This is a genomic window from Aequorivita todarodis (genome assembly GCF_028561335.1).
GTDB classification, from domain to species: domain Bacteria; phylum Bacteroidota; class Bacteroidia; order Flavobacteriales; family Flavobacteriaceae; genus Aequorivita; species Aequorivita todarodis.
On the sequence record NZ_JAQQTG010000018.1, the window covers coordinates 1 to 21,283 of the forward strand.

The following is a 21,283-nucleotide window of genomic DNA, read 5'->3' on the forward strand; positions in this document are numbered from 1 at the left end:
TATGTTCCGAGGTTTTTTGCGAGCCGTTTTCCTTTTCTTTTTACGCAAGTTTGCCTTTTTTTATGCCCAAATCTGAACGGGGTGGCGAGCCGTTCCTTTTTTAAATAGTATGTTCCGAGGTTTTTTGCGAGCCGTTTCCTCCTTTTCCGACGATTCGTTTTAGGTTTCTAAATTTAAAAGACGGCAAGCAACCGGCAATATCCCATCTTAACTAAACTTTAAAACAAGACATTTCTCTTATTTTCCAAATGGTACTTGCCTGTTTAATTGAGTGAAGATGGCAATTCACAAAATAATACTAATGAAGCAATTAGTCGCGGCCATTTTCCGCAGCTAATAAGTTTTTTGTCTTTTATCCCCAATTTTCAATTGAATAAGTAAGAAAATAAGGCCTAAAATTTTACCGATATTGGGCTTAGCTACTATAAAATAAGGAGGAAATGTAATATTGCAATATTACTAACTTTTCGTGCTTCGCCTTTTTTGGTTTAAAATGTTTCCTCCACCCTTATAAAAAATAAAAAGCATAAAAATTTTAAGGAGGCATAGTTCAAAAAGAAACCCCGCTGAACACTTTTGTTCAGCGGGGCACTATTTTTAATCTATAAAAAATTATTTTTTACTTATTCTTTGCGTAATTGGCGGCAACTTCGTCCCAGTTAATTACGTTCCAAAATGCGCCAACGTAGTCGGGACGCTTGTTTTGGTATTTCAGATAATACGCGTGCTCCCAAACGTCCAATCCCAAAATAGGAGTTCCGCCGCAGCCCACGTTTGGCATTAACGGGTTGTCTTGGTTTGGAGTGGAACAGACTTCCACTTTTCCGCCTTTGTGAACGCAAAGCCAGGCCCAACCTGAACCGAATTGTGTTTTTGCAGCAGTTGAAAATTTTTCCTTAAAAGCATCAAAACTTCCAAAGGCAGCATCAATGGCTTTGGCCAAATCGCCTGAAGGTTTTCCTCCGCCCTTGGGCGACATTACCTTCCAAAAAAGACTATGGTTGTAAAATCCGCCACCGTTGTTGCGGACCGCTTTGTTCTCCATATCAAGATTCGTCAAAATATTCTCGATGGATTTCCCTTCCATATCGGTGCCTTCTATGGCCGCATTAAGATTGTTGGTGTAACCTTGGTGGTGTTTTCCGTGGTGTATTTCCATCGTTTTGGCATCGATGTTTGGTTCCAAAGCATCAAATGCATACGGTAATTTTGGTAATTCGAAAGACATAATTATATCGTTTTTTTATTGGTTATTACTAAATTCCCCCAAATTTAACCAATCTCACAATTTAAAACTGTTATAGCTTTTATAAGATTTCTATTCAATCATAGATTTATTTGATTCTAACGGCATAAAAACAGTAATTTAGTGCAAAATGTCTATGTCTTGGAAAAACAATCCTCCTTTTCAATTTACAACGCTGCAGCTGGCAGTGGAAAAACGTTTACCCTTGTAAAAGAATATTTGAAACAAATTCTGTCATCAAAACAGGACGATTATTTCAAACATCTTTTGGCAATTACGTTTACCAATAAAGCGGTGGCTGAGATGAAACAGCGCATCGTGGAGACTTTGGTAAATTTCAGCGAAGAAAAAAGCATTGCGGAACCATTGCCGATGATGCTTAAAATTGCCGAGGAAACCGGGATGAACGTTGAAGAAATTCAGAACCGGTCCCGAAAAATCCTCAGAAACCTGCTTCATAATTATGCAGCCTTCAGCGTTGAAACTATCGACAGATTTAACCATAGGCTTATCCGAACATTCGCACGCGATTTAAAGCTGGCAACCAATTTTGAAGTAACCCTCGACACCGATGAACTCTTGGCGGAAGCTGTGGACCTATTGTTGAGCAAGGCGGGCGAAAACAGAGAAATAACAAAAGTACTGCTCGATTTTGCGTTGGAAAAAACCGACGATGACAAATCGTGGGACATCTCTCGGGATATTGCCAATGCCGCCAAATTGCTTTACGATGAAAACGATTCGGCCCACGTTTCCATTTTGAAACAGAAAACGCTGGAAGATTTTCTTGAATTCAAAAAACAGTTGATTCAAAAAAAGAAGCAATATTCCGAAGCAATTGAAGCCATCGCATCGCAGACACTTCAACTTATTGAAGAAAGCGGCCTGCAGTTCGACGATTTCAGCAGCAGTTACTTGCCGAAACATTTTCAAAATCTTGCAACCGGAAGATATGATCTGAATTTTGGGGCAAAATGGCAGGAATCCATGGGCGAGAAACCATTGTATCCCGGCAGGGTTTCCGAAGAGATCAAAGCTATAATCGATGAATTGACGCCAAATTTCATTACAAATTTTCAGCAGTCAAAGCAGTTGGTCTTCAAATTGTTTTTGGTTGAAAATATACTGAAAAACGTTACCCCGCTTTCGGTAATCAATTTGGTTAACCAAGAAATTGAAACCATAAAGGAAGAAAAGAACATCCTGCCCATTTCAGAATTCAATTCGCTTATAAACCAGGAAATTAAAAACCAACCCGCACCGTTTATTTACGAACGTTTGGGCGAAAAATACCGGCATTTTTTTATTGATGAATTTCAGGATACTTCAAAATTGCAATGGGAAAATTTAATTCCGCTAATTGATAATGCCCTGTCGCAACAATTGGAGCCGAACTCCGGCAGCCTTTTGTTGGTGGGCGATGCCAAACAATCCATCTATCGCTGGCGCGGGGGGCTGCCCGAACAGTTTATGGATTTGTACGGAAAAACGAATCCGTTTCAGCGTGAAAAAGAAGTGCTTTCCTTGGGCACTAATTTTAGAAGTTGTGCCGAGATCGTAAAATTCAATAACGAGTTTTTCACTTTTGCCGCTTCCTATTTTGCAAATGCGGGCCACGGAACATTGTACCACGAGGGCAATAAGCAGGAAACCAACACAAAAAAGGATGGCTATGTAAAGTTTGAATTTATCGAGAAACAAAATAAAGCGGAAAAAAACGAAGCCTATTCAAACCTTGTTTTGGAAACGATTGCTAATGTAAAAGCCAACGGTTTTTCGGAAAGCGATATCTGTATCTTGACCCGAAAAAAAGCGGATGGAATCGCGCTCGGCGCCTTTTTAATGGAGCAGGGCGTGCCGGTTATTTCTTCGGAAACGCTGCTGCTGCAATCTTCGGCTTTGGTGCAAATGCTGGTTTTTGCGTTACAGCTTTGCCTGTATCCAAATAATGACGAAGCCAAAATCCAATTACTGGATTTGCTGCACGATCACTTAAATATTCCGAAAGAGAAACATACTTTTTTTACTGAATTTTTAAATATTTCGGAAGAAAAATTCACCGAAAACCTCAAAGATTATAACATTGATTTCACTTTTGCCAAAATGCGCGCCGTTTCGCTTTACGAAGCATTTGAATACTGTATTGAAAAATTCAACATTGCGGATGCCGCGGATGCCTATCTTTTCGGTTTTATGGATTTGGTTTATGAATTCGAGCAGCAACCGCTGGCAGATAAAATTTCATTTTTGGACCATTGGGAGTCAAAAAGGGAGCGTGCTTCCATTGCCGCCAGTGAAGGCACGAATGCTGTGCAATTGATGACCATTCACAAAGCAAAAGGGTTGGAATTCCCCGTGATTATTTTTCCGTTTGCGGACATTCAGTTGTACGACGGAAAGTATGATAAACTCTGGTATCCTTTGGAAAATGACGATTTTAATTTTAAGGAAGCACAAATAAATTATAAAGCTGAAATAGCAAATTACGGCGAACTTGGCGAACACATGTACAACGAGCACAGAAGCCAGTTGGAGTTGGACAATATTAATCTGCTCTACGTTACCTTAACGCGCCCTATTGAAAAACTCTTCGTTTTTGCAGAAATGCCCACTGCGCCGAAAGACGGAATTCCTTCAACCTACAACCATCTTTTTATGGAATTTCTGAAACAAAAGGGAATGTGGAATAGCGACCAAATGATTTATGAGTTCGGAAGGGATCTGGAAAAAATTTCAAAAGCAAAAGAAGGTATTGCCCAAATGGAGCCGCGGTATCTTTCCAGTAACCCGAAAGCGCATGGCCTGAAAATAGTTTCTTCCGAAGAAATTTATTTGGAAGAAGAAACGGCTGCCGCTATTTCTGCGGGAAATATACTCCACGACACCATGGCTCAAATACGCACAACAGCAGATGCGGAAAGGGTTTTGATGGAGTTGAGGGAACGAGCGATTGTCCCAACGGAAGAATTAGAACATTTACGGAAAACGGTCTATCAAATCATTCAACATCCCGAGTTAAAAAAACTCTTTGAAGGAACCGATAAAGTTTATAACGAACGGAGCATAATTACAAAAGATGGTTTGGTCCTTCGGCCGGATAGAATAAACATACGTCCAGAAAACACCGCGATTGTCGTGGATTATAAAACTGGAAGCCCAAAAATCCGGCACAACGACCAATTGAATGACTATGCAAACGCTTTAGGGGATATGGGCTTTGCGGTCCTCCATAAAATACTTATATATAGTAAGGACGATAAAATAGTTATAAATAAAGCGTAATTTTGAAATTTAAAACATAAAATATGTACGGAAAAATTAAAGAACATCTACAGAAAGAACTGGAAGAAATAAAGGACAACGGTCTATATAAAAGAGAGCGAATCATCACTTCGCCCCAAGATGCTGAAATCACTATTTCTACTGGGGAAAAGGTCATAAATTTTTGTGCCAATAACTATTTAGGGCTTTCTTCCAACAAGGAAGTTATACAGGCTGCCAAAGATGCGATGGACACACACGGGTTTGGGATGTCTTCCGTTCGTTTTATTTGCGGAACGCAGGATATCCATAAAGAACTGGAGAAAAAAATAGCCGATTTTTACAGAACGGAGGATACGATACTTTACGCCGCGTGCTTTGATGCCAACGGCGGTGTTTTTGAACCGCTGCTGGGGGAAGAAGATGCTATTATTTCAGATTCGCTGAACCACGCCTCCATTATAGACGGAGTGCGCCTGTGTAAAGCGGCGCGTTACCGCTATGAAAACAGCAATATGGAAGATTTGGAAAAGCAGCTTATTGCCGCTAATGAAAAAGGGGCCCGCTTTAAACTTATCGTTACCGATGGCGTATTTTCCATGGACGGTTTGGTAGCTCCTTTGGACAAAATCTGCGATTTGGCTGATAAATATGATGCCCTGGTAATGATAGACGAATGTCACGCCACAGGTTTCATCGGCGAAACGGGTCGTGGCACTTTGGAAGAGAAAGGCGTAATGGGTAGAATAGACATTATTACGGGGACACTCGGAAAAGCGCTTGGGGGCGCCATGGGCGGTTACACCACGGGCAAAAAGGAGATTATTGACATGCTTCGCCAGCGCTCAAGGCCATACTTGTTTTCGAATTCTTTGGCACCCGCAATTGTAGGTGCATCTATTAAGGTGTTCGAAATGCTTTCTGAAGATTCCTCGTTGCGCGAAAAACTTGCGGAAAACACGGCTTATTTCAAAAAGGGAATGAAAACAGCGGGATTTGATATTATTGACGGAGAGTCTGCAATAGTTCCCGTTATGCTATATGATGCCAAGCTCTCCCAGCAAATGGCCGATATGTTATTGGAAGAGGGAATATACGTTATTGGCTTCTTTTTTCCGGTTGTGCCCAAAGGCAAGGCAAGGATTCGCGTCCAGCTTTCTGCGGCGCACACTAAGGCACATTTGGACAAAGCCATAAATGCCTTTATTAAGATTGGAAAAAAATTAAAGGTTATTAACTAGTAAATCCTTTATTTGCGTATCAATAGCACCGACTTTAGGAAAATTTTATTAGATTTGCTTTTGTTTATAATATTTAACAACTTACTTTTGCTCTTAATTAACACTTAAAAATTAAACAATCGAATATGAAACATCTTAACAGATTATTAGTTGCTGCTATCCTATTCATAGGAATTGGGGTGGCGAACGCACAAGACGAAAACAATCCTTGGGCTGTTGAGGTTGGTATGAACGCTGTTGACGTTTATCCAGCTGGACTCAATGAGGATCAAGTACGTATCCCAGCTGCTGCAAGAGGGGATATCTTTGACGAGTATTTTAACGCAAATGACCACTGGAACATTCTTCCTTCAGTTTCCAAAGTTGCAATTAGCAGATATATTGGAAGTGGTTTTGTATTTACTGCTGCGGGTACAATCAATAGAATTGACAAATTGGGAGATATTGCTGTAGATGACTTGAGTTACTACGGTGCAGACGGTGAAATTAAATACAGCTTTAAAAAAGTTTTAGGCGATAGCTGGTTTGACCCATCTCTTGGTATTGGTGGTGGTTATACTTGGGTAGATGATATCGGGTTTGGTACTGCCAACGCAATTGCTGGCGTTAAATTTTGGTTTAACGACTATTTAGCACTTAATCTACAATCAACGTACAAGAATGCATTTGAGGATACTTACGGAATCACTCACTTCCAACATTCTGCAGGTATTGTATTCCAATTTGGTGGAAAAGATACTGATGGTGATGGAATCTACGATAAAGATGACGAGTGTCCAGAAACTCCAGGTTTAGCTGAATTCAACGGTTGTCCTGATACTGACGGTGATGGCATCGAAGATAGAAACGACGCTTGTCCAAACACTCCAGGTCTTGCTGAATTCAACGGTTGCCCTGATACTGACGGTGATGGCATCCCTGATCCTCAGGATGAGTGTCCTACTGTTGCTGGTTTAGCTGCACTTAACGGATGTCCGGATGCTGACGGTGATGGTATCGCTGATAAAGACGATGCTTGTCCAAACGAAGCGGGTCCAAAAGAAAACAACGGTTGCCCTTGGCCAGATAGAGACGGTGACGGTGTTATCGACAAAGACGATCAGTGCCCAGATGTTGCCGGTACTGTAGCTAACAACGGTTGTCCAGAATTATCGGTTGAGGTTATAAAAGCGTTGAGCGACTATGCTAAAACAATTTTGTTTGACACTGGTAAAACAACTCTAAAACCTTCTTCATTGAAAGTATTGGATAACGTAGTAGCTATTCTTAAGGAATATCCTAACTCCAGATTCCACATTGATGGACACACTGACAGTGTAGGTAGTGAGGCCAATAACCAAAAACTATCAGAAGGTAGAGCCGCTTCAGTTGTAAATTACTTAATTGAGCATGGTATTCCTTCAAACCGTCTTGTCGCTAGAGGTTTTGGTGAATCTAAGCCAATAGCTCCTAATACGACTAAAGAAGGACGTGCTACTAACCGTAGAACTGAAATCAATTTAATTCCTAGAAACTAAAAACGATAGGATTAAATTCATTAAATAATTTTGAAAAAGCCTTCCATTTTGGAGGGCTTTTTCTATTTTTAGGCATATGATAAGCTTTCTTGAAGAAGTAGTCGCAACCATTAAAAGCAGCAACGGAGATATCTCCGATTTCACTTTAATCCTCCCAAGCAAAAGAGCGGGAGGATTCTTAAAAAACATTCTAAAAAACACGGCAGCACAAACTGCGTTTTCTCCTAAAATTCTCAGTATCGAAGAGTTTATTGAAAATTTATCCAATCTAAAAATCATAGACAATACCGAATTGCTCTTTAAAAGCTATCAAGCTTATCTCTCCACCAAAATAATTACGGAAAAGGAGGATTTCGAAACTTACGCATCTTGGGCAATGACATTGCTTAACGATTTTAATGAAATGGATCGTTATTTAGTAGAACCGAAACCTTTTTTCAGTTATTTGTCCAGTATCAAAACATTGGAACGATGGGGCGTAGATCAAGAAAAAACAGAACTCATAAATAGTTATCTACAGTTTTGGTCAGGCCTGCCGCATTTCTATGAAAACCTTCAGTCGCTTCTTTTGAAGGAAAATTTGGGGTATCAAGGAATGGTTTATCGAGAGGCGGCTTTAAATATTGAACATTACATAAATAGCAATAGCGACAAAAAGCACATTTTTATAGGGTTTAATGCACTAAATACCGCAGAGCAGAACATTGTCCAGGAACTGCTTGAAACCGGAAACGCGGAAGTATATTGGGACACAGATCAAACTTTCTACGAAGATCCAAAACACAGCGCTTCCTATTTCATTAGAAAATACATACAAGAGTGGAAACATTTTCAAGAGAGACCTCCCAAACTTATTGGCAGCAATTTTGGGAAACCAAAAAGCCTCCAATTCGTGGAGGTTCAAAAAAATATTGGCCAAGCAAAATATGTGGGCGAGCTGCTTTCAAGCCTTTCCGAAGATGAAATCAATAAAACAGCCATTGTACTGGGTGATGAAAACTTATTGGTCCCTTTGCTTTATTCATTACCCAAAAACGTGAAAAATTTGAACGTTACCATGGGTGTTTCCTTAAAGAATTTTCCCGCGGTTGTTTTCTTTGAAATACTTTTCAGCATGCATCTTCGAACGTCGGAAACCATATATTACAAGGAGATTCTTTCAATACTGAATCATCCCTTGGGAAATCTTTTGGTGCCCGATGCGAAGGATATTGCGAAAAAGTTGACTCGTGAAAACATTACCCATATTTCCATACCTAGCCTGATTGAACTTTCAAACAGTGCTGAAAACGGAATTTTACAACTACTTTTTGAAGATTGGAAGGACGACAGCCAAACCGCTATACAGCGAGCGATACAAATTGCTGATGAACTTCAAACAAAACATACGCTCCATACTATTGAACAGTTGGTTTTGCTTCAACTAATGGCCGTTTTTAAAAAAATTGAAGCCTTGAACCAAAAGTATCCACATCTCAAATCAATAAAAAGTGTGCTGATGCTTTTTTCGGAATTGACCTCAACCACATCATTGGATTTTGAAGGCGATGCATATGGGGGCCTTCAGCTTATGGGCGTTTTGGAAACCCGTGCTTTGGATTTCGAAAACGTAATAATCACTTCGGTAAACGAAGGGATTTTCCCTTCCGGAAAATCGAATGCTTCCTTTATTACCTACGATCTAAAGCAACAGTTCCACCTGCCACTTTATACTGAAAAGGATGCCATTTACACCTATCATTTTTACAGATTGTTGCAGCGCGCTAAAAATGTGACATTGCTCTATAACAACCATTCCGAAGGTATTAATACGGGTGAAAAGAGCCGTTTTATCAGGCAATTGGAAATAGAGAAACAAGAAAACCATACGATTGAAAAACGAATACTTTCACCAAAAGTTCAATTAAAACAAAAGTCTTTAAGGCAAATCAGTAAGACTGAAGCAGTTATGGAACGGCTCCGCGAAATTTCCGAAAAAGGGTTTTCACCATCGGCACTTACAAGCTATATTCGCAATCCCCTCGATTTTTATTTTCAGAAAATATTAAAGCTGAACGAATTTGAAGAGGTGGAAGAAACTGTGGCGGCAAACACCCTGGGCACCATTGTTCACGATACTTTGGAGACATTCTTTCAACCCTTGGAAGGAACCGAATTAACTGCCCAAAACCTTTTGGATATGAAAGATCGCATTCATGAAGAGGTTACCATTCAGTTCAAGAAAACTTTTAGGGGGGGAACTTTCAACAAAGGAAAGAATCTCATCATTTTTGAAGTCGCTAAACGCTACATTTCAAATTTTCTGGATAGGGAAATAGCGGAAATCCAAGCTGGAAATACCATAAAAATCCTTCAGATTGAAACTGATCTCACATTGGAAATCCCAATCCCAGAACTTGCATTTCCCGTGAAAATCCGGGGGAAAGTAGATCGCGTTGATGCGTATAACGGACAGCTCAGAATCATAGATTACAAGACGGGCGCTGTAAATCAAGGCGATGTAGAGATAATCAATTGGGAAGACTTAAACCAAGATTATAAATTCAGCAAGGCCTTTCAAGTTTTGACTTATGCCTTGATGATGAATAAGCAAATCCCAATGGACAATGCCGAAGCCGGAATTATTTCCTTTAAAAACCTTGGCGGCGGATTTTTAAAATTTGGCGTAAAGGAAAAGTCGGGAAGCCGCAACAAATCACAATTGGTTACAAATGAAACTTTGGAGCATTTTACCGTTGAACTGAAGAAATTAATCTTGGAAATTTGTGATCCGAACATTCCGTTCATTGAAAAAGAAATAGATTGATGATTCTTAAAAAGAATAAAATACTTCCTTCCGAAAACAAAAAACCCATCCTTTACGATGTGTATTGCAACGAAACCGAAAACCCGCAGCCAGTTGTAATTTTCTGCCACGGCTACAAAGGTTTCAAGGATTGGGGCGCTTGGCATTTGGTAGCCGAAGCCTTTGCCAATGCGGGTTTTTGTTTTGTGAAATTCAATTTTTCGCACAACGGCGGCACGGTGGAGCAACCCATAGATTTTCCCGATTTGGAGGCTTTTGCCGAAAATAATTTCAGCTTGGAACTGGATGATTTGGATAGGGTTTTAAAGGAAATTGAAGGTGGAGGCGAAAATTTTCCGAAGCAAATTTCAACCATTTCCCTGATAGGCCATAGCCGAGGTGGCGGAATTGTATTAATTAAAGCCGAAGAAGATGCACGCATAAGCAAAGTTGTAACCTGGGCCAGCGTTTGCGATTTTAAAGCCAGATTTCAAGAAGGAACGGCTGCATTTGAATCTTGGAAAGAAACTGGCGTTACTTATGTTGAAAATGGCCGTACCAAACAAAGGATGCCAAACAAGTTTCAGTTTTATGAAGATTTTAAGGCCAATGAAAAGCGATTGACCATCAGTCGCGCCGTTAAAAATTTAAAAATCCCGCAGCTTATTGTCCATGGAAGCGAGGATCCAACAGTTTCCGTAACTGAAGCAAAGGCCATCCATTCCTGGAATCCACAAAGTGAATTGGCTATCATTGATGGCGCAGACCACGTTTTTGGCGCAAAACATCCTTTTGGGGAAAATACGTTGCCAAACGATTTAAAAAAAGCGGTCGAAAAAACAATTGCGTTTTTAAAATGAAGCTTGTATTGAAAAATTTACTATTTTTGCCAACCTAAACAGCATTTGGGGGATTAGCTCAGCTGGCTAGAGCGCTTGCATGGCATGCAAGAGGTCATCGGTTCGACTCCGATATTCTCCACAAAAACCACCGTGAAAATGGTGGTTTTTTTGTTTGAGCATTTCCAATAGGCCGTGTGGCTGCGGCGTTCCGAAGGCTTTCGGAAGAATTGCCGAAGTTAACTGGGCACGAGCTATCGGTTCCCCCGAGGCTTTGGGGCGGTATTCTCCACAACTAAAATATGCGTTTGTAGGTATTCAGCAAACACTAAAGCCCTTAAGTGAATGCCGCCATTTTTTTTAACTGACCACTGAATTACTCCTGTACCGGAAGCACCAATAAAGGTTTGCTGGTATGAAACTCCCGTTTGTGGATCTCGTTCTTTTCCCAAAGTTTTTTAAAGAAACCGCGTTTCCTTCGGATTACGCACAGCATATCTGGGTTAAAATGCTGAAAATATTCTATTACCGCTTGAAAAGTAGTAGCGGCTTCAACCCGTGAGTATGAAGTCTGTATTGTTTTTAGATTCTCGGTCACTTCCATCATTTCCGCCGTAGTTTCGGGGGTTTCAACGTGAAGTACGTTCACTTCGGTGCCGAAACTCTGTTTGAATTGTCTAACGGCTTCCAATAAACCATCATGCTCAAAAGTTCCATTTTTGAAAGCCATCAGCATCGTTTTTGGCGGTTGGAATTTTGCGCCTTCCGGAACGATAAGCATTGGAATATTGGTATGCTTCAGCAGTTTCCCCGAAGTCTTCCCGAGATATACTTCTTCTTTTATGGAATTGCTCCGTGGGGCCAAAATCATTAAATCTATCGGCACTTGCTTGCTGAAACGATTGATTCCGTCCAAAACCTCACCTTTTATGGTATGTGCAATTACGTTTGCGCCTTTTTTATCAACCTGTGAGAGCACTTCCTCCAAACGGTGTTCGGTGTCTTCCTTCAAAATGGTGCTCAATTTGGAAAGCCCCCCAGCTTTTGAAAGTTCCTGAAAAACGGAGACCATATATACATTGGCATTTATTTCCAAGGCCAAATCAATGGCATACTGTAGGTTACTTGCAGCGTTTTCCGAAGACCCAACGGGTACCAAAATATTTTTCATAGACTGAAACTTCTTCATTAATTGACTGCAAAATTAACCTTAAATATCAATCAATCCACAAATCTTTAACATTTCACTTAAATTTTAAATATTTAGGGACAGACCAACCCAGTGCCTTTCGGCATTTTCCTTAGTTTTGCGCTTTCAAAAATGATAAAAACCGACATTTCATTCAAACGCATCCAGCAGCTCGCCATTCCCGCCATTATCTCGGGAATTGCAGAGCCGGTACTGTCTGCCACCGATGCTGCCGTTGTGGGGAATATTAAGGAATTTGGCATTGAATCGCTGGCGGCGGTGGGCATTGTTGGTTCGTTTCTTTCGGCACTTATTTGGATTTTGGGACAGACCCGAAGCGCCATTTCTGCAATCGTATCGCAGAATTTGGGCGCTGGAAAGTTGAAGGATTTGCACAATTTTCCCGCACAGGCCATCTATTTCAACATTGCGTTGAGCATTATCGTACTTTTTTCCACATATTTTTTTGTTGAAGAAATCTTCAAACTGCTCAATGCCGAAGGAATGATTCTTTCCTTCAGCATCGATTATTACAACATCCGCGTTTGGGGCTTTCCGCTTACACTTTTCACTTTTGCGGTGTTTGGGCTTTTCCGTGGACTTCAAAACACCTTTTGGCCGATGATTATCGCTGCCATTGGTGCAGCATTAAACATTGGGCTGGACTTTGCTTTGGTTTATGGAATTGACGGCTATATTTTGCCGATGGGAATAAAAGGCGCCGCTTGGGCCAGCCTTATTTCGCAAGCCGTAATGGCGATTATGGCACTAATTTTTCTTTTGAAAAAAACGGAAATTTCCCTGAAATTATATTTCCCGTTGCATCCCGAAATTAAACGATTGGTCAACATGAGTTTCAATCTTTTTTTGCGTTCGGTAGCCTTGAACACCGCATTGATACTGGCAACCCGCGAAGCTGCCGATTTGGGGAAGGAATACATTGCCGCCCACACCATTGCCTTCAACATTTGGATTTTCACGGCATTTTTTATTGATGGTTACGGCGCTGCAGGAAATATACTCGGCGGTAAACTTTTGGGCGAGCGAAATTATAGCTCCCTTTGGAAGCTGACCAAAAAAGTAAACCTTTATAATTTAGGGGTCGCGGCAATGCTCGTTTTTATTGGGCTGCTGCTTTACGAACCGCTCGGCCTTCTCTTCAACAAAGACGAAAAGGTGCTTTCCATCTTTTACGGCATGTTTTTTATGGTGCTCATCTGTTTGCCATTCAACGCCTTGGCATTCACGCTCGATTCCATTTTTAAAGGCCTGGGCGAAATGGGCTATCTGCGGAATGTACTGCTCGGCGCAACCATTTTCGGCTTCATTCCCGTGCTTTATTTTTCAAAATATATGCACTGGGGGTTGATAGGAATATGGGCCGCGCTCATCGTTTGGGTAGCTTATCGGGCTGTGGCCTTGATGGTTAAATTCCGAAGAAAATATATTCCGCTGATAGAAAATTAATACTTTTACTTAACACTTAACACTTAACACTTAACACTTAACACTTAACACTTAACACTTAACACTTAACACTTAACACTTAACACTTAACACTTAACACTTAACACTTAACACTTAACACTTAACACTTAACACTTAACACTGAATTATGGATTGGTTAAAATTTTTAGGCGGCCCCGGGCTTTTTTTGATATTGGCAGTATTGGTAATTGCCGCGGTTGTCTATAAAAAAGTAAGGAATAAATAATTATTTTGAATTGAAGACCCCTTCCGAAATATTTAAAAACAATCCCGAATTGCTTGAAAATGATTTGGTGAAGGAACTTGTTTCCGAATATGAAGAAGTCTGCGATGCCTTGATAGATTTGCAGCAGATTTCAGAAATGAACAAAGAGAAATACCTGAAAATTCTCCTGCGCGAAATCCGCGAGAGTATTGCAATGGAACTAAACCGCGATCTGGAAGCCGAACGTTTTGGCGAAAGCGAACGCGTAAATTTTAAAACTGCAGTGGAAAATCTTCAGAATTATATAGCCGACTATTGCCGCGACCATAAGATTTATTTATAATCAGTTAGGTTTTTTCGCCCAACCGCAAAAGGGGAGAATAGTGATGGAGCAATAACTTAGACTTTCTTAAGAATCGGGACGGCATCCTTTAGGGCCGGGGTAAAGAAAAACGAAACTATCGCGTCTTCAGCCAGCCTGTGATGCTCAAGCGTTCCGAGGCTTTTACCACTTTTACTTCGTGTTCCAAAATTTGGCTTTCGAAAATGACCACACGCCCCGGAAGTGGTAAAATGTCCAGTTCGTCATTTTCGGTGTAAATGGTAAGCTCGCCGCCGTTTTCGCGCAGCCAATTGTCCTCATTCAAATAACAAACTATAGAAAGTTTCCTTCGGTCGTCATTCTGAAAGGTGTCTAAATGCCTTTTATAAAAAGTTCCGGTTGGATAAACGGCGTAGTGGAATTCCTTTTGAAGAATCCCCAAAAAGCAGGTCTTGTTTAGGTAATTTACCAACTCATTTATTTTTTTGAAGAAAACCCCTTCGGCTTCATTGGCATTTTTTTCGTCCATCCAAAGAATAAAATCGCCGCGGATGGTTTTGTCAATTTCTTCATGGGTACGGTTGCCGATGGCGGATTTTTTGAAACGGTCCGCTTCGTATTTTGCGAGCAACGAATTGCGCAAAACCTCCACTTCTTCCGAAGAAAAAAAGTGGTCCACAATACTGTATTGCTGTTGCAGCAAGTCGTCAATAATAATTTCAAACAGCGGATTTTCAACAAATTCCAGTTGCTCAAAAAGCTCTTCGGTCATTTTCGGCTCTTTAAAAAAGTGGGCAAATATAGTGTAGAAATCTATACGTTTTCAGAAAATATTTTTCCTTTCAAAAGCAGTATCTTTGAAGCCTAAAGAAAAGCGATGCAAACAATACGGATTACCAAGATTTTTTCTTTTGAAACCGGCCACGCCCTTTACGGCTACGACGGCAAATGCAGAAACGTGCATGGGCACAGTTACAAGCTTTCGGTAACCGTGATCGGCACTCCAATTTCAGACAACGATAACGTAAAATTCGGGATGGTGATTGATTTTGGCGATCTGAAAAAAATAGTAAAGGAAGAAATCGTGGATGTTTTTGACCATGCCACTGTTTTCAATAAAAACACGCCACACGTTGAATTGGCAAAGGAACTGAGCGATCGCGGCCACAGCGTACTTTTGGTGGATTACCAGCCCACCAGCGAAATGATGGTAATTGATTTTTCTGAAAAAATAAAGAAACGTCTTCCTAAAAACATAACGCTCCACTCCTTAAAATTGCAGGAAACCGACAGCAGTTATGCGGAATGGTTTGCGGGGGATAATTAAACTCATTAAGTTACTCTGGGCATTTCGACATTGCTCAACATAAACTTATTCGAAGAGTCTTTTTCTATATCTTTTACGGATGAAAATTCCACGCCTTTTTTAAAAGAGCCCTTCGGGATTTTCCTTAAATGATTAATACCCCTTTTCACTATCTTTGCCCAATGCAAATCCCACAGGGCAAAAAAATATACTTTTCCAGCGACAACCATCTTGGCGCGCCCACACAGGCCGAAAGCTTGCCGCGCGAAAGGATTTTTGTGAAATGGCTCGACACCATAAAACATGATGCCGAAGCAATCTTCCTACTTGGCGATCTTTTCGATTTTTGGTTTGAATATAAAACTGTAGTGCCGAAAGGATTTGTACGTGTTTTGGGAAAACTGGCCGAGCTTCGCGATAGCGGCATCCAAATCCACTTTTTTGTTGGGAATCACGATCTGTGGATGCACGATTATTTTGAAAAGGAATTGAACATTCCAGTATATCACGACCCGAAAGAATTTATTTTCAATAATAAACATTTCTTTATCGGTCACGGCGACGGAAAAGGTCCGGGCGACAAAGGCTATAAGCGGATGAAAAAGGTTTTTATTAATCCGTTTTCAAAATGGCTATTTCGATGGTTGCACCCAGATATTGGTGTTCGCGTGGCGCAACATCTTTCGGTAAAAAACAAATTGATTTCTGGTGATGAGGACAAAGAGTTTTTGGGCGAGGAAAAAGAATGGCTTGCCCAATATTCAAAACGAAAACTGGAAAACAAACATTTTGATTACTTCATTTTTGGCCACCGCCATTTGCCGATGGAAATTAAGGTTGGCGAAAATTCAACCTATTATAATCTTGGCGATTGGATAAATCATTATACCTACGGCGTTTTTGATGGCGAAAATTTTGAATTAAAACAATTCAAAACAAAATAAAAATTATTCCCGAATGTCCTTTAACCGCAGTTGCAAACTAACATTCCCCTGCCATTCGTTTTCATCTATGCAATAGGCAGCTTTGAATGGTTTTCCGTTGCAGGCAATAGCGCTTTTTCCCGCCAGCCCAAAACCTATTCCCGTAAATTGATTTGAATTTCCCTGTTTCACCACAACGCGCAGATGCGTTTTGTCTTCGCCCACACATTTGCCCCAGCCGGTATCCGTTAAATTTTGGGTCATAAAAACCGGTGTCATATTTCCGGGGCCGAAAGGGGCGAACTGTTTTAAAATTCTATAGAATTTTGGGGTGATGTCCTCCAGATTTATTTCGGCATCAATCTTTATCTCGGGCGTCAAAAGCTGGGGGTCGATGGTTTCGGAAACCACGCGTTCAAATTCATTTTTGAAATTTTCAAAATCTTTCTCGAAGAGCGTTAAACCAGCGGCATACATATGCCCGCCGAACTGTTCAATGTGTTCCGCACAGCTTTCCAAAGCGTTATAAACATCAAACCCTTTAACGGAACGGGCAGAGGCGGCGAGCCTTTCACCACTTTTGGTAAAGACTAACGTGGGCCGGTAATACGTTTCCGTCAATCGGGAAGCCACGATACCAATGACGCCTTTGTGCCAATTTTCTTGATACACAACGGTAGTTTTTCGTTTCTCTTCTTTATTTTGGATTATTTGCTGAAGCGCTTCCTCGGTAATCAATTTGTCGGCATCCCTTCGGTCTGTGTTGAATTGTTCAATTTCGGCGGCATATGCTTCGGCTTTTTCCAAATCTGTTTCGGTAAGCAGTGTTACTGCGTGGTTTCCGTGTTTCATTCTTCCGGCAGCGTTGATACGTGGGGCGATGATAAAGACTACATCTGTGATTGTGAGGGTTTTCTTTTTTACCTGTTTTAAAATCGCCTGCATCCCCGTCCTCGGATTGCTGTTTATTACTTTCAACCCATAATGTGCGAGAATTCTGTTTTCGCCAGTGATTGGGACAATATCTGCCGCAATTGCGGTTGCGACCAAATCTAAATACAGCAACAAATCTTCAATCCGCAAACCCCTCCTTTCAGCCAAAGCCTGTATCAATTTGAAGCCAACGCCACACCCGCAAAGTTCTTTATACGGATATTCGCAATCCTCCCGTTTTGGGTCGAGCACGGCAACGGCTTTGGGTATTTCCTTCCCCGGGCGGTGGTGGTCGCAGATGATGAAATCGATATTTTTTTCAGTAGCATACGCCACTTTATCAATGGCTTTTATACCGCAGTCCAAAGCAATAATCAGCGAAAAGCCGTTGTCCTCAGCATAGTCGATTCCTTTATACGAAACACCGTAACCTTCGTCATATCGATCGGGAATGTAAGTTGAAATGTTTGGGTAATAACTTTTTAAATAGGAAGCAAGCAGGGCGACGCTGGTGGTGCCGTCCACGTCATAATCGCCGTAGATTAAAATGTTCTCCTCGTTTTCGATTGCTTTTTCAATTCGTGAAACGGCTTTGTCCATATCCTTCATCAGAAAAGGATCGTGCAGATCTTCCAAACTTGGGCGGAAAAATTTTTCGGCATCCTCAAAAGTTTCCACGCCACGCTGTACCAAAAGGGAGGCGATAATGGGGTCCACCTTCAAGGCTTCTGAAAGCGAATCTACTTTTTCTTGTTCGGGTTTTGGTTTTAGGGTCCAGCGCATATACTTTGTAAATTCCAAGTTTTTAAAATTCCAATTCCGATAGCTATCGGAACCAAAATGGATTGATTTTGATTATTGAACAAAGGGGAGAGGTGTAAAATTACAAAATTAAGGCAATGGAAAAGGTGATTTTTGCATTTGAAAATTTAGTATCTTGTGGGAATATTCTCCCCAACTAACCTTTAAATTTTGGAATTATGAAAACACTTTTACTTTTTTTGGTAGGGGTACTGTCATTTGTGGCTTTTGGGCAGGATGGTAGTCCAGATTTATCCTTTGGGGATTATGGTTTTGTCTTAACCGAAATTGGTCCAGGCGACAACTTTGTGAATGGTTATGACCAAAGCTTAAATGATAGAGTTATTGTAATAGGGAAGAACTATAATTTTGCTCTAGGGGAAGAAACTAATTTCATTTTAGCTTATTTTGAAGACGGCTCTATTGATACTTCTTTCGGAAACAATGGAATACTTTGGACGGACGGCACTGACGAAGATTATAGAGGCATTCGCATTCTACCAAATGAAAACATGTTGCTGAAAAGCTATATAGGAGATCATTATACTATTAAAAGACTTTTACCAAATGGGTTAATTGACACAGCCTTTGGAAACAATGGTCAGATTCAACCACTATTCTCTTACGGATATGGGAATAGTATGATTTTGGATTCGGCAAACAATATGCTGGTTTTGGGAGTTGATCCTTCCTATTCCAGTATTATTATTAGAAAATTTGACATAAATGGTATGCTGGATACAGATTTTGGGATTGATGGAACAGTTTCACATTCCTTAGGAAATATTGTCGAATTAAGGACTAATGCATTTGTGTTAAAAGAGAATACGATTTTTATTGGGGTTAGATACAAAGTAAATAACATCTATTCCAGTCATATATTGAAATTTTTGGAGAATGGTGAATTGGACACTGCTTTTGGTGATAACGGAATGGCTACAATTCCTGTGGAACCAGAATACAACACCAGTTTTTCGCTCTTACAGGATGGAAGTTTTTTAGTTGGCTGTTATTATTATGATTTTTTAAATGATGTGTTTGTAAGAAAAACAATAAAACTATTTCCCAACGCTATGCTCGATCAAAATTTTGGAAATGCTGGCGCAATCGAAGGCTATGCCGGAAGTTATGTTCAGGAAAATGGAAGGATACTTCTCAATAGGGACTATTATGATTTTGAAGGCGGAATTACTCCCTATTACTCAAGATTCTTTCCAGGTGGCATTCCAGATAATAGTTTTCAATTTAATTCAAATTATGCGGAATTAGGTAGCGCGGGATTTCTCGCTTTAAACAGTGGAAAATTTTTAATCATCGGCACTGATATTTGGTACAATGGTCCTCCCATCAATATTGTTCTTCAAAGATTTAACAATACGCCGCTATCCATTGCGGATTTTAATATCCAAAAAACAACCATTTACCCAAACCCCTCAACCGGAATTTTCACGATTGAACGCGAACTGTTTTCTGAAAGAACACCTTTCACAATAACCGATATTACCGGAAAAACCATTGCTTCGGGCGAACTGACAGAAAAGCAATCACAGATAGATCTTGCCTCGGCCCAAAGCGGAATTTATTTTCTGAAAACCCAGAACGGCATTTTTCGATTGCTGAAAAATTGAATAAAAAAAATTTCGTAGTGTTTCTCCGGAAGCACCAAAACATGAAAATTATGAAAACATTGCTACTTTTTATTATAGGAATTATCTCCGCAGTTACTTATGCGCAGGATGGTAGCTTGGATACATCTTTTGGGGATAATGGCATTGTAAGAACGGATATAGATGGGGATTATGATTTTCCAACCTCATTGGTCCAACAAGCTGATGAGAATTTGGTAGTGGCGGGAAGCTTCACTAATGAAGGTCATAGATTTCCATCAATTGTTCGGTACCTTCCAGACGGAAGTATAGATACAACCTTTGGAGATAATGGATTAGTGGTTTACGACAATCCTGAATATGAGAATCAATATTATGAAAAAATACTTTCTCAAAATGATGGAAAAATAATAGCCGGTGCTGCTTTTTACCATAATTCTGAAAATATTTATGCAGCACATCGTTATCTTTCAGATGGGTCAATAGATACAGATTATGGAGCTAATGGTGAAATTATAGTTTCCTCAGAATGGGTAACCCAAGGAGATATGATTTTACAAAGTGATGGATCCCTATTGGTTGTATGTTCTTCTTTTGAAAATGGCTTATTTAACTTTGTTTTGAAGCGTTTTTTACCTAACGGCACTTTGGATATTAATTTTGGAGATAATGGCGCCGTTATAGGTGATGGTGTTATTTCTTCAATGCTAGATACCAAAATTGGGCTTACGGATAATGAAAAGATAGTAGTACTTGCTAATTATTATAATACAGGTAATTCTACAAAGGTTTTATTGCGCTTCAATAACAACGGGTCTTATGATAATAGTTTTGGAACAGATGGAATAGCAGCCATAACAATTGACCAAAAATATCGGTCGATAGGTATGGCTATATATAATGATGGCAAAATAGCAGTTCATAGCGGTTATATTGATTATCAGTCATATGAGGCACACACACTTATTTCGCGGTATCTTTCTAACGGTGACTTAGATATATCTTTTGGGGATAGTGGCTACATAAACCCGGATATTGATAATATGGTAATTGTAAAAATTTTAGCTCAAGATAACCAAAGGTTATTAACTTATGGAACTCTTATTGCTGATTTTCAAGAAGGCGGAGGGCCCTCATTTATGAATCGATACAAATTGGGAGGAAGCCTTGATTCTACTTTTATCTTTGAAAGTTCTCCCGCATTATATTACCAAGCCGATATGATATTACAGCAAGATGGAAAGATTGTATGTTTAATGACGACACCATGGTATGTGGGAAATGAAGATATCATAATGAAACGATATTTTAATAATCCCTTAAATATTACCGAATTCCAAAACCAAAAAACAACCGTTTACCCAAACCCATCAAGCGGGATTTTCACCGTAGAGCGCGAATTCTATTTTGAAAAAGAAGTTTATCAAATCACAGATATTACAGGAAAAATTATCGCTAGTGGCGAATTGAATGATAAGCAAAGCCAAATAGATCTTTCAGCTGCCCAAACAGGAATTTATTTTCTGAAAACCTCAAACGGGGTGTTCAGATTACTGAAGAATTGATTTTTTGGTTCCGAGAGCTATCGGAATTGGAGCTTGTAATTTGTAATTTGCTGCC

15 protein-coding genes and 1 tRNA gene are annotated in these 21,283 nt (G+C 40.1%); 12 read left to right on the forward strand and 4 right to left on the reverse strand.

Annotated elements, in window-relative coordinates; all coding sequences use genetic code 11:
• Nucleotides 1-619 precede the first annotated feature (619 nt).
• On the reverse strand, nucleotides 620-1,228 hold the full coding sequence (locus POV26_RS07565) for a superoxide dismutase (protein WP_272855869.1): 609 nt from the start codon (nucleotides 1,226-1,228) through the stop codon (nucleotides 620-622).
• Nucleotides 1,229-1,387: 159 nt separating this feature from the next.
• On the opposite strand from POV26_RS07565, the gene POV26_RS07570 reads away from it, so the two are divergent.
• From POV26_RS07570 to POV26_RS07595, 6 genes are all read left to right on the forward strand, one after another.
• Nucleotides 1,388-4,528: a UvrD-helicase domain-containing protein gene (locus tag POV26_RS07570; RefSeq protein ID WP_272855870.1), complete on the forward strand. Its 3,141-nt coding sequence runs from the start codon at nucleotides 1,388-1,390 to the stop codon at nucleotides 4,526-4,528.
• Nucleotides 4,529-4,551: 23 nt separating this feature from the next.
• A complete protein-coding gene (kbl, locus tag POV26_RS07575) occupies nucleotides 4,552-5,748 on the forward strand; it encodes a glycine C-acetyltransferase (protein WP_272855871.1) in 1,197 nt (398 codons plus the stop codon).
• 125 nt (nucleotides 5,749-5,873) lie between these two features.
• Entirely contained in the window at nucleotides 5,874-7,265 is a 1,392-nt protein-coding gene (locus tag POV26_RS07580) for an OmpA family protein (protein ID WP_272855872.1), read from the forward strand.
• Nucleotides 7,266-7,341: 76 nt separating this feature from the next.
• Nucleotides 7,342-10,071, forward strand: coding sequence for a PD-(D/E)XK nuclease family protein (locus POV26_RS07585; RefSeq protein ID WP_272855873.1), 2,730 nt, complete (start codon nucleotides 7,342-7,344; stop codon nucleotides 10,069-10,071).
• Nucleotides 10,071-10,910 carry an alpha/beta hydrolase family protein gene (locus POV26_RS07590; RefSeq protein WP_272855976.1) on the forward strand — a complete coding sequence of 280 codons (840 nt, stop codon included), beginning with the start codon at nucleotides 10,071-10,073 and terminating at the stop codon, nucleotides 10,908-10,910. Before POV26_RS07585 ends, POV26_RS07590 begins: the two co-directional genes overlap by 1 nt.
• A 47-nt stretch (nucleotides 10,911-10,957) precedes the next feature.
• A tRNA-Ala gene (locus POV26_RS07595) sits at nucleotides 10,958-11,031 on the forward strand.
• Between the two features lie 234 nt (nucleotides 11,032-11,265).
• Here POV26_RS07595 and POV26_RS07600 read toward each other — a convergent pair.
• On the reverse strand, nucleotides 11,266-12,078 hold the full coding sequence (locus POV26_RS07600; protein WP_272855874.1) for a universal stress protein: 813 nt from the start codon (nucleotides 12,076-12,078) through the stop codon (nucleotides 11,266-11,268).
• Nucleotides 12,079-12,210: 132 nt separating this feature from the next.
• Here POV26_RS07600 and POV26_RS07605 point away from each other — a divergent pair, with 132 nt between their 5' ends.
• On the forward strand, nucleotides 12,211-13,545 hold the full coding sequence (locus POV26_RS07605; protein ID WP_272855875.1) for an MATE family efflux transporter: 1,335 nt from the start codon (nucleotides 12,211-12,213) through the stop codon (nucleotides 13,543-13,545).
• Between the two features lie 257 nt (nucleotides 13,546-13,802).
• A complete protein-coding gene (locus tag POV26_RS07610; protein ID WP_272855876.1) occupies nucleotides 13,803-14,114 on the forward strand; it encodes a hypothetical protein in 312 nt (103 codons plus the stop codon).
• 115 nt (nucleotides 14,115-14,229) lie between these two features.
• Here the strand turns inward: POV26_RS07610 and POV26_RS07615 are convergent, their stop codons facing one another.
• On the reverse strand, nucleotides 14,230-14,865 hold the full coding sequence (locus POV26_RS07615; RefSeq protein ID WP_272855877.1) for a 2OG-Fe(II) oxygenase: 636 nt from the start codon (nucleotides 14,863-14,865) through the stop codon (nucleotides 14,230-14,232).
• 105 nt (nucleotides 14,866-14,970) lie between these two features.
• Here POV26_RS07615 and POV26_RS07620 point away from each other — a divergent pair, with 105 nt between their 5' ends.
• Together POV26_RS07620 and POV26_RS07625 are read left to right on the forward strand one after the other, a co-directional pair.
• Nucleotides 14,971-15,420, forward strand: a complete 450-nt coding sequence (locus POV26_RS07620) for a 6-pyruvoyl trahydropterin synthase family protein (RefSeq protein WP_272855878.1) — start codon at nucleotides 14,971-14,973, stop codon at nucleotides 15,418-15,420.
• Between the two features lie 161 nt (nucleotides 15,421-15,581).
• On the forward strand, nucleotides 15,582-16,343 hold the full coding sequence (locus POV26_RS07625) for a UDP-2,3-diacylglucosamine diphosphatase (protein ID WP_272855879.1): 762 nt from the start codon (nucleotides 15,582-15,584) through the stop codon (nucleotides 16,341-16,343).
• Between the two features lie 3 nt (nucleotides 16,344-16,346).
• On the opposite strand, the gene recJ is transcribed toward POV26_RS07625, so the two are convergent.
• Entirely contained in the window at nucleotides 16,347-18,038 is a 1,692-nt protein-coding gene (recJ, locus tag POV26_RS07630) for a single-stranded-DNA-specific exonuclease RecJ (RefSeq protein ID WP_272855977.1), read from the reverse strand.
• A gap of 197 nt (nucleotides 18,039-18,235) precedes the next feature.
• On the opposite strand from recJ, the gene POV26_RS07635 reads away from it, so the two are divergent.
• A complete protein-coding gene (locus tag POV26_RS07635) occupies nucleotides 18,236-19,684 on the forward strand; it encodes a T9SS type A sorting domain-containing protein (RefSeq protein ID WP_272855880.1) in 1,449 nt (482 codons plus the stop codon).
• Nucleotides 19,685-19,734: 50 nt separating this feature from the next.
• Complete coding sequence (locus POV26_RS07640; RefSeq protein WP_272855881.1) at nucleotides 19,735-21,228, forward strand: T9SS type A sorting domain-containing protein; 1,494 nt, start codon at nucleotides 19,735-19,737, stop codon at nucleotides 21,226-21,228.
• The last annotated feature ends 55 nt before the right edge of the window (nucleotides 21,229-21,283 follow it).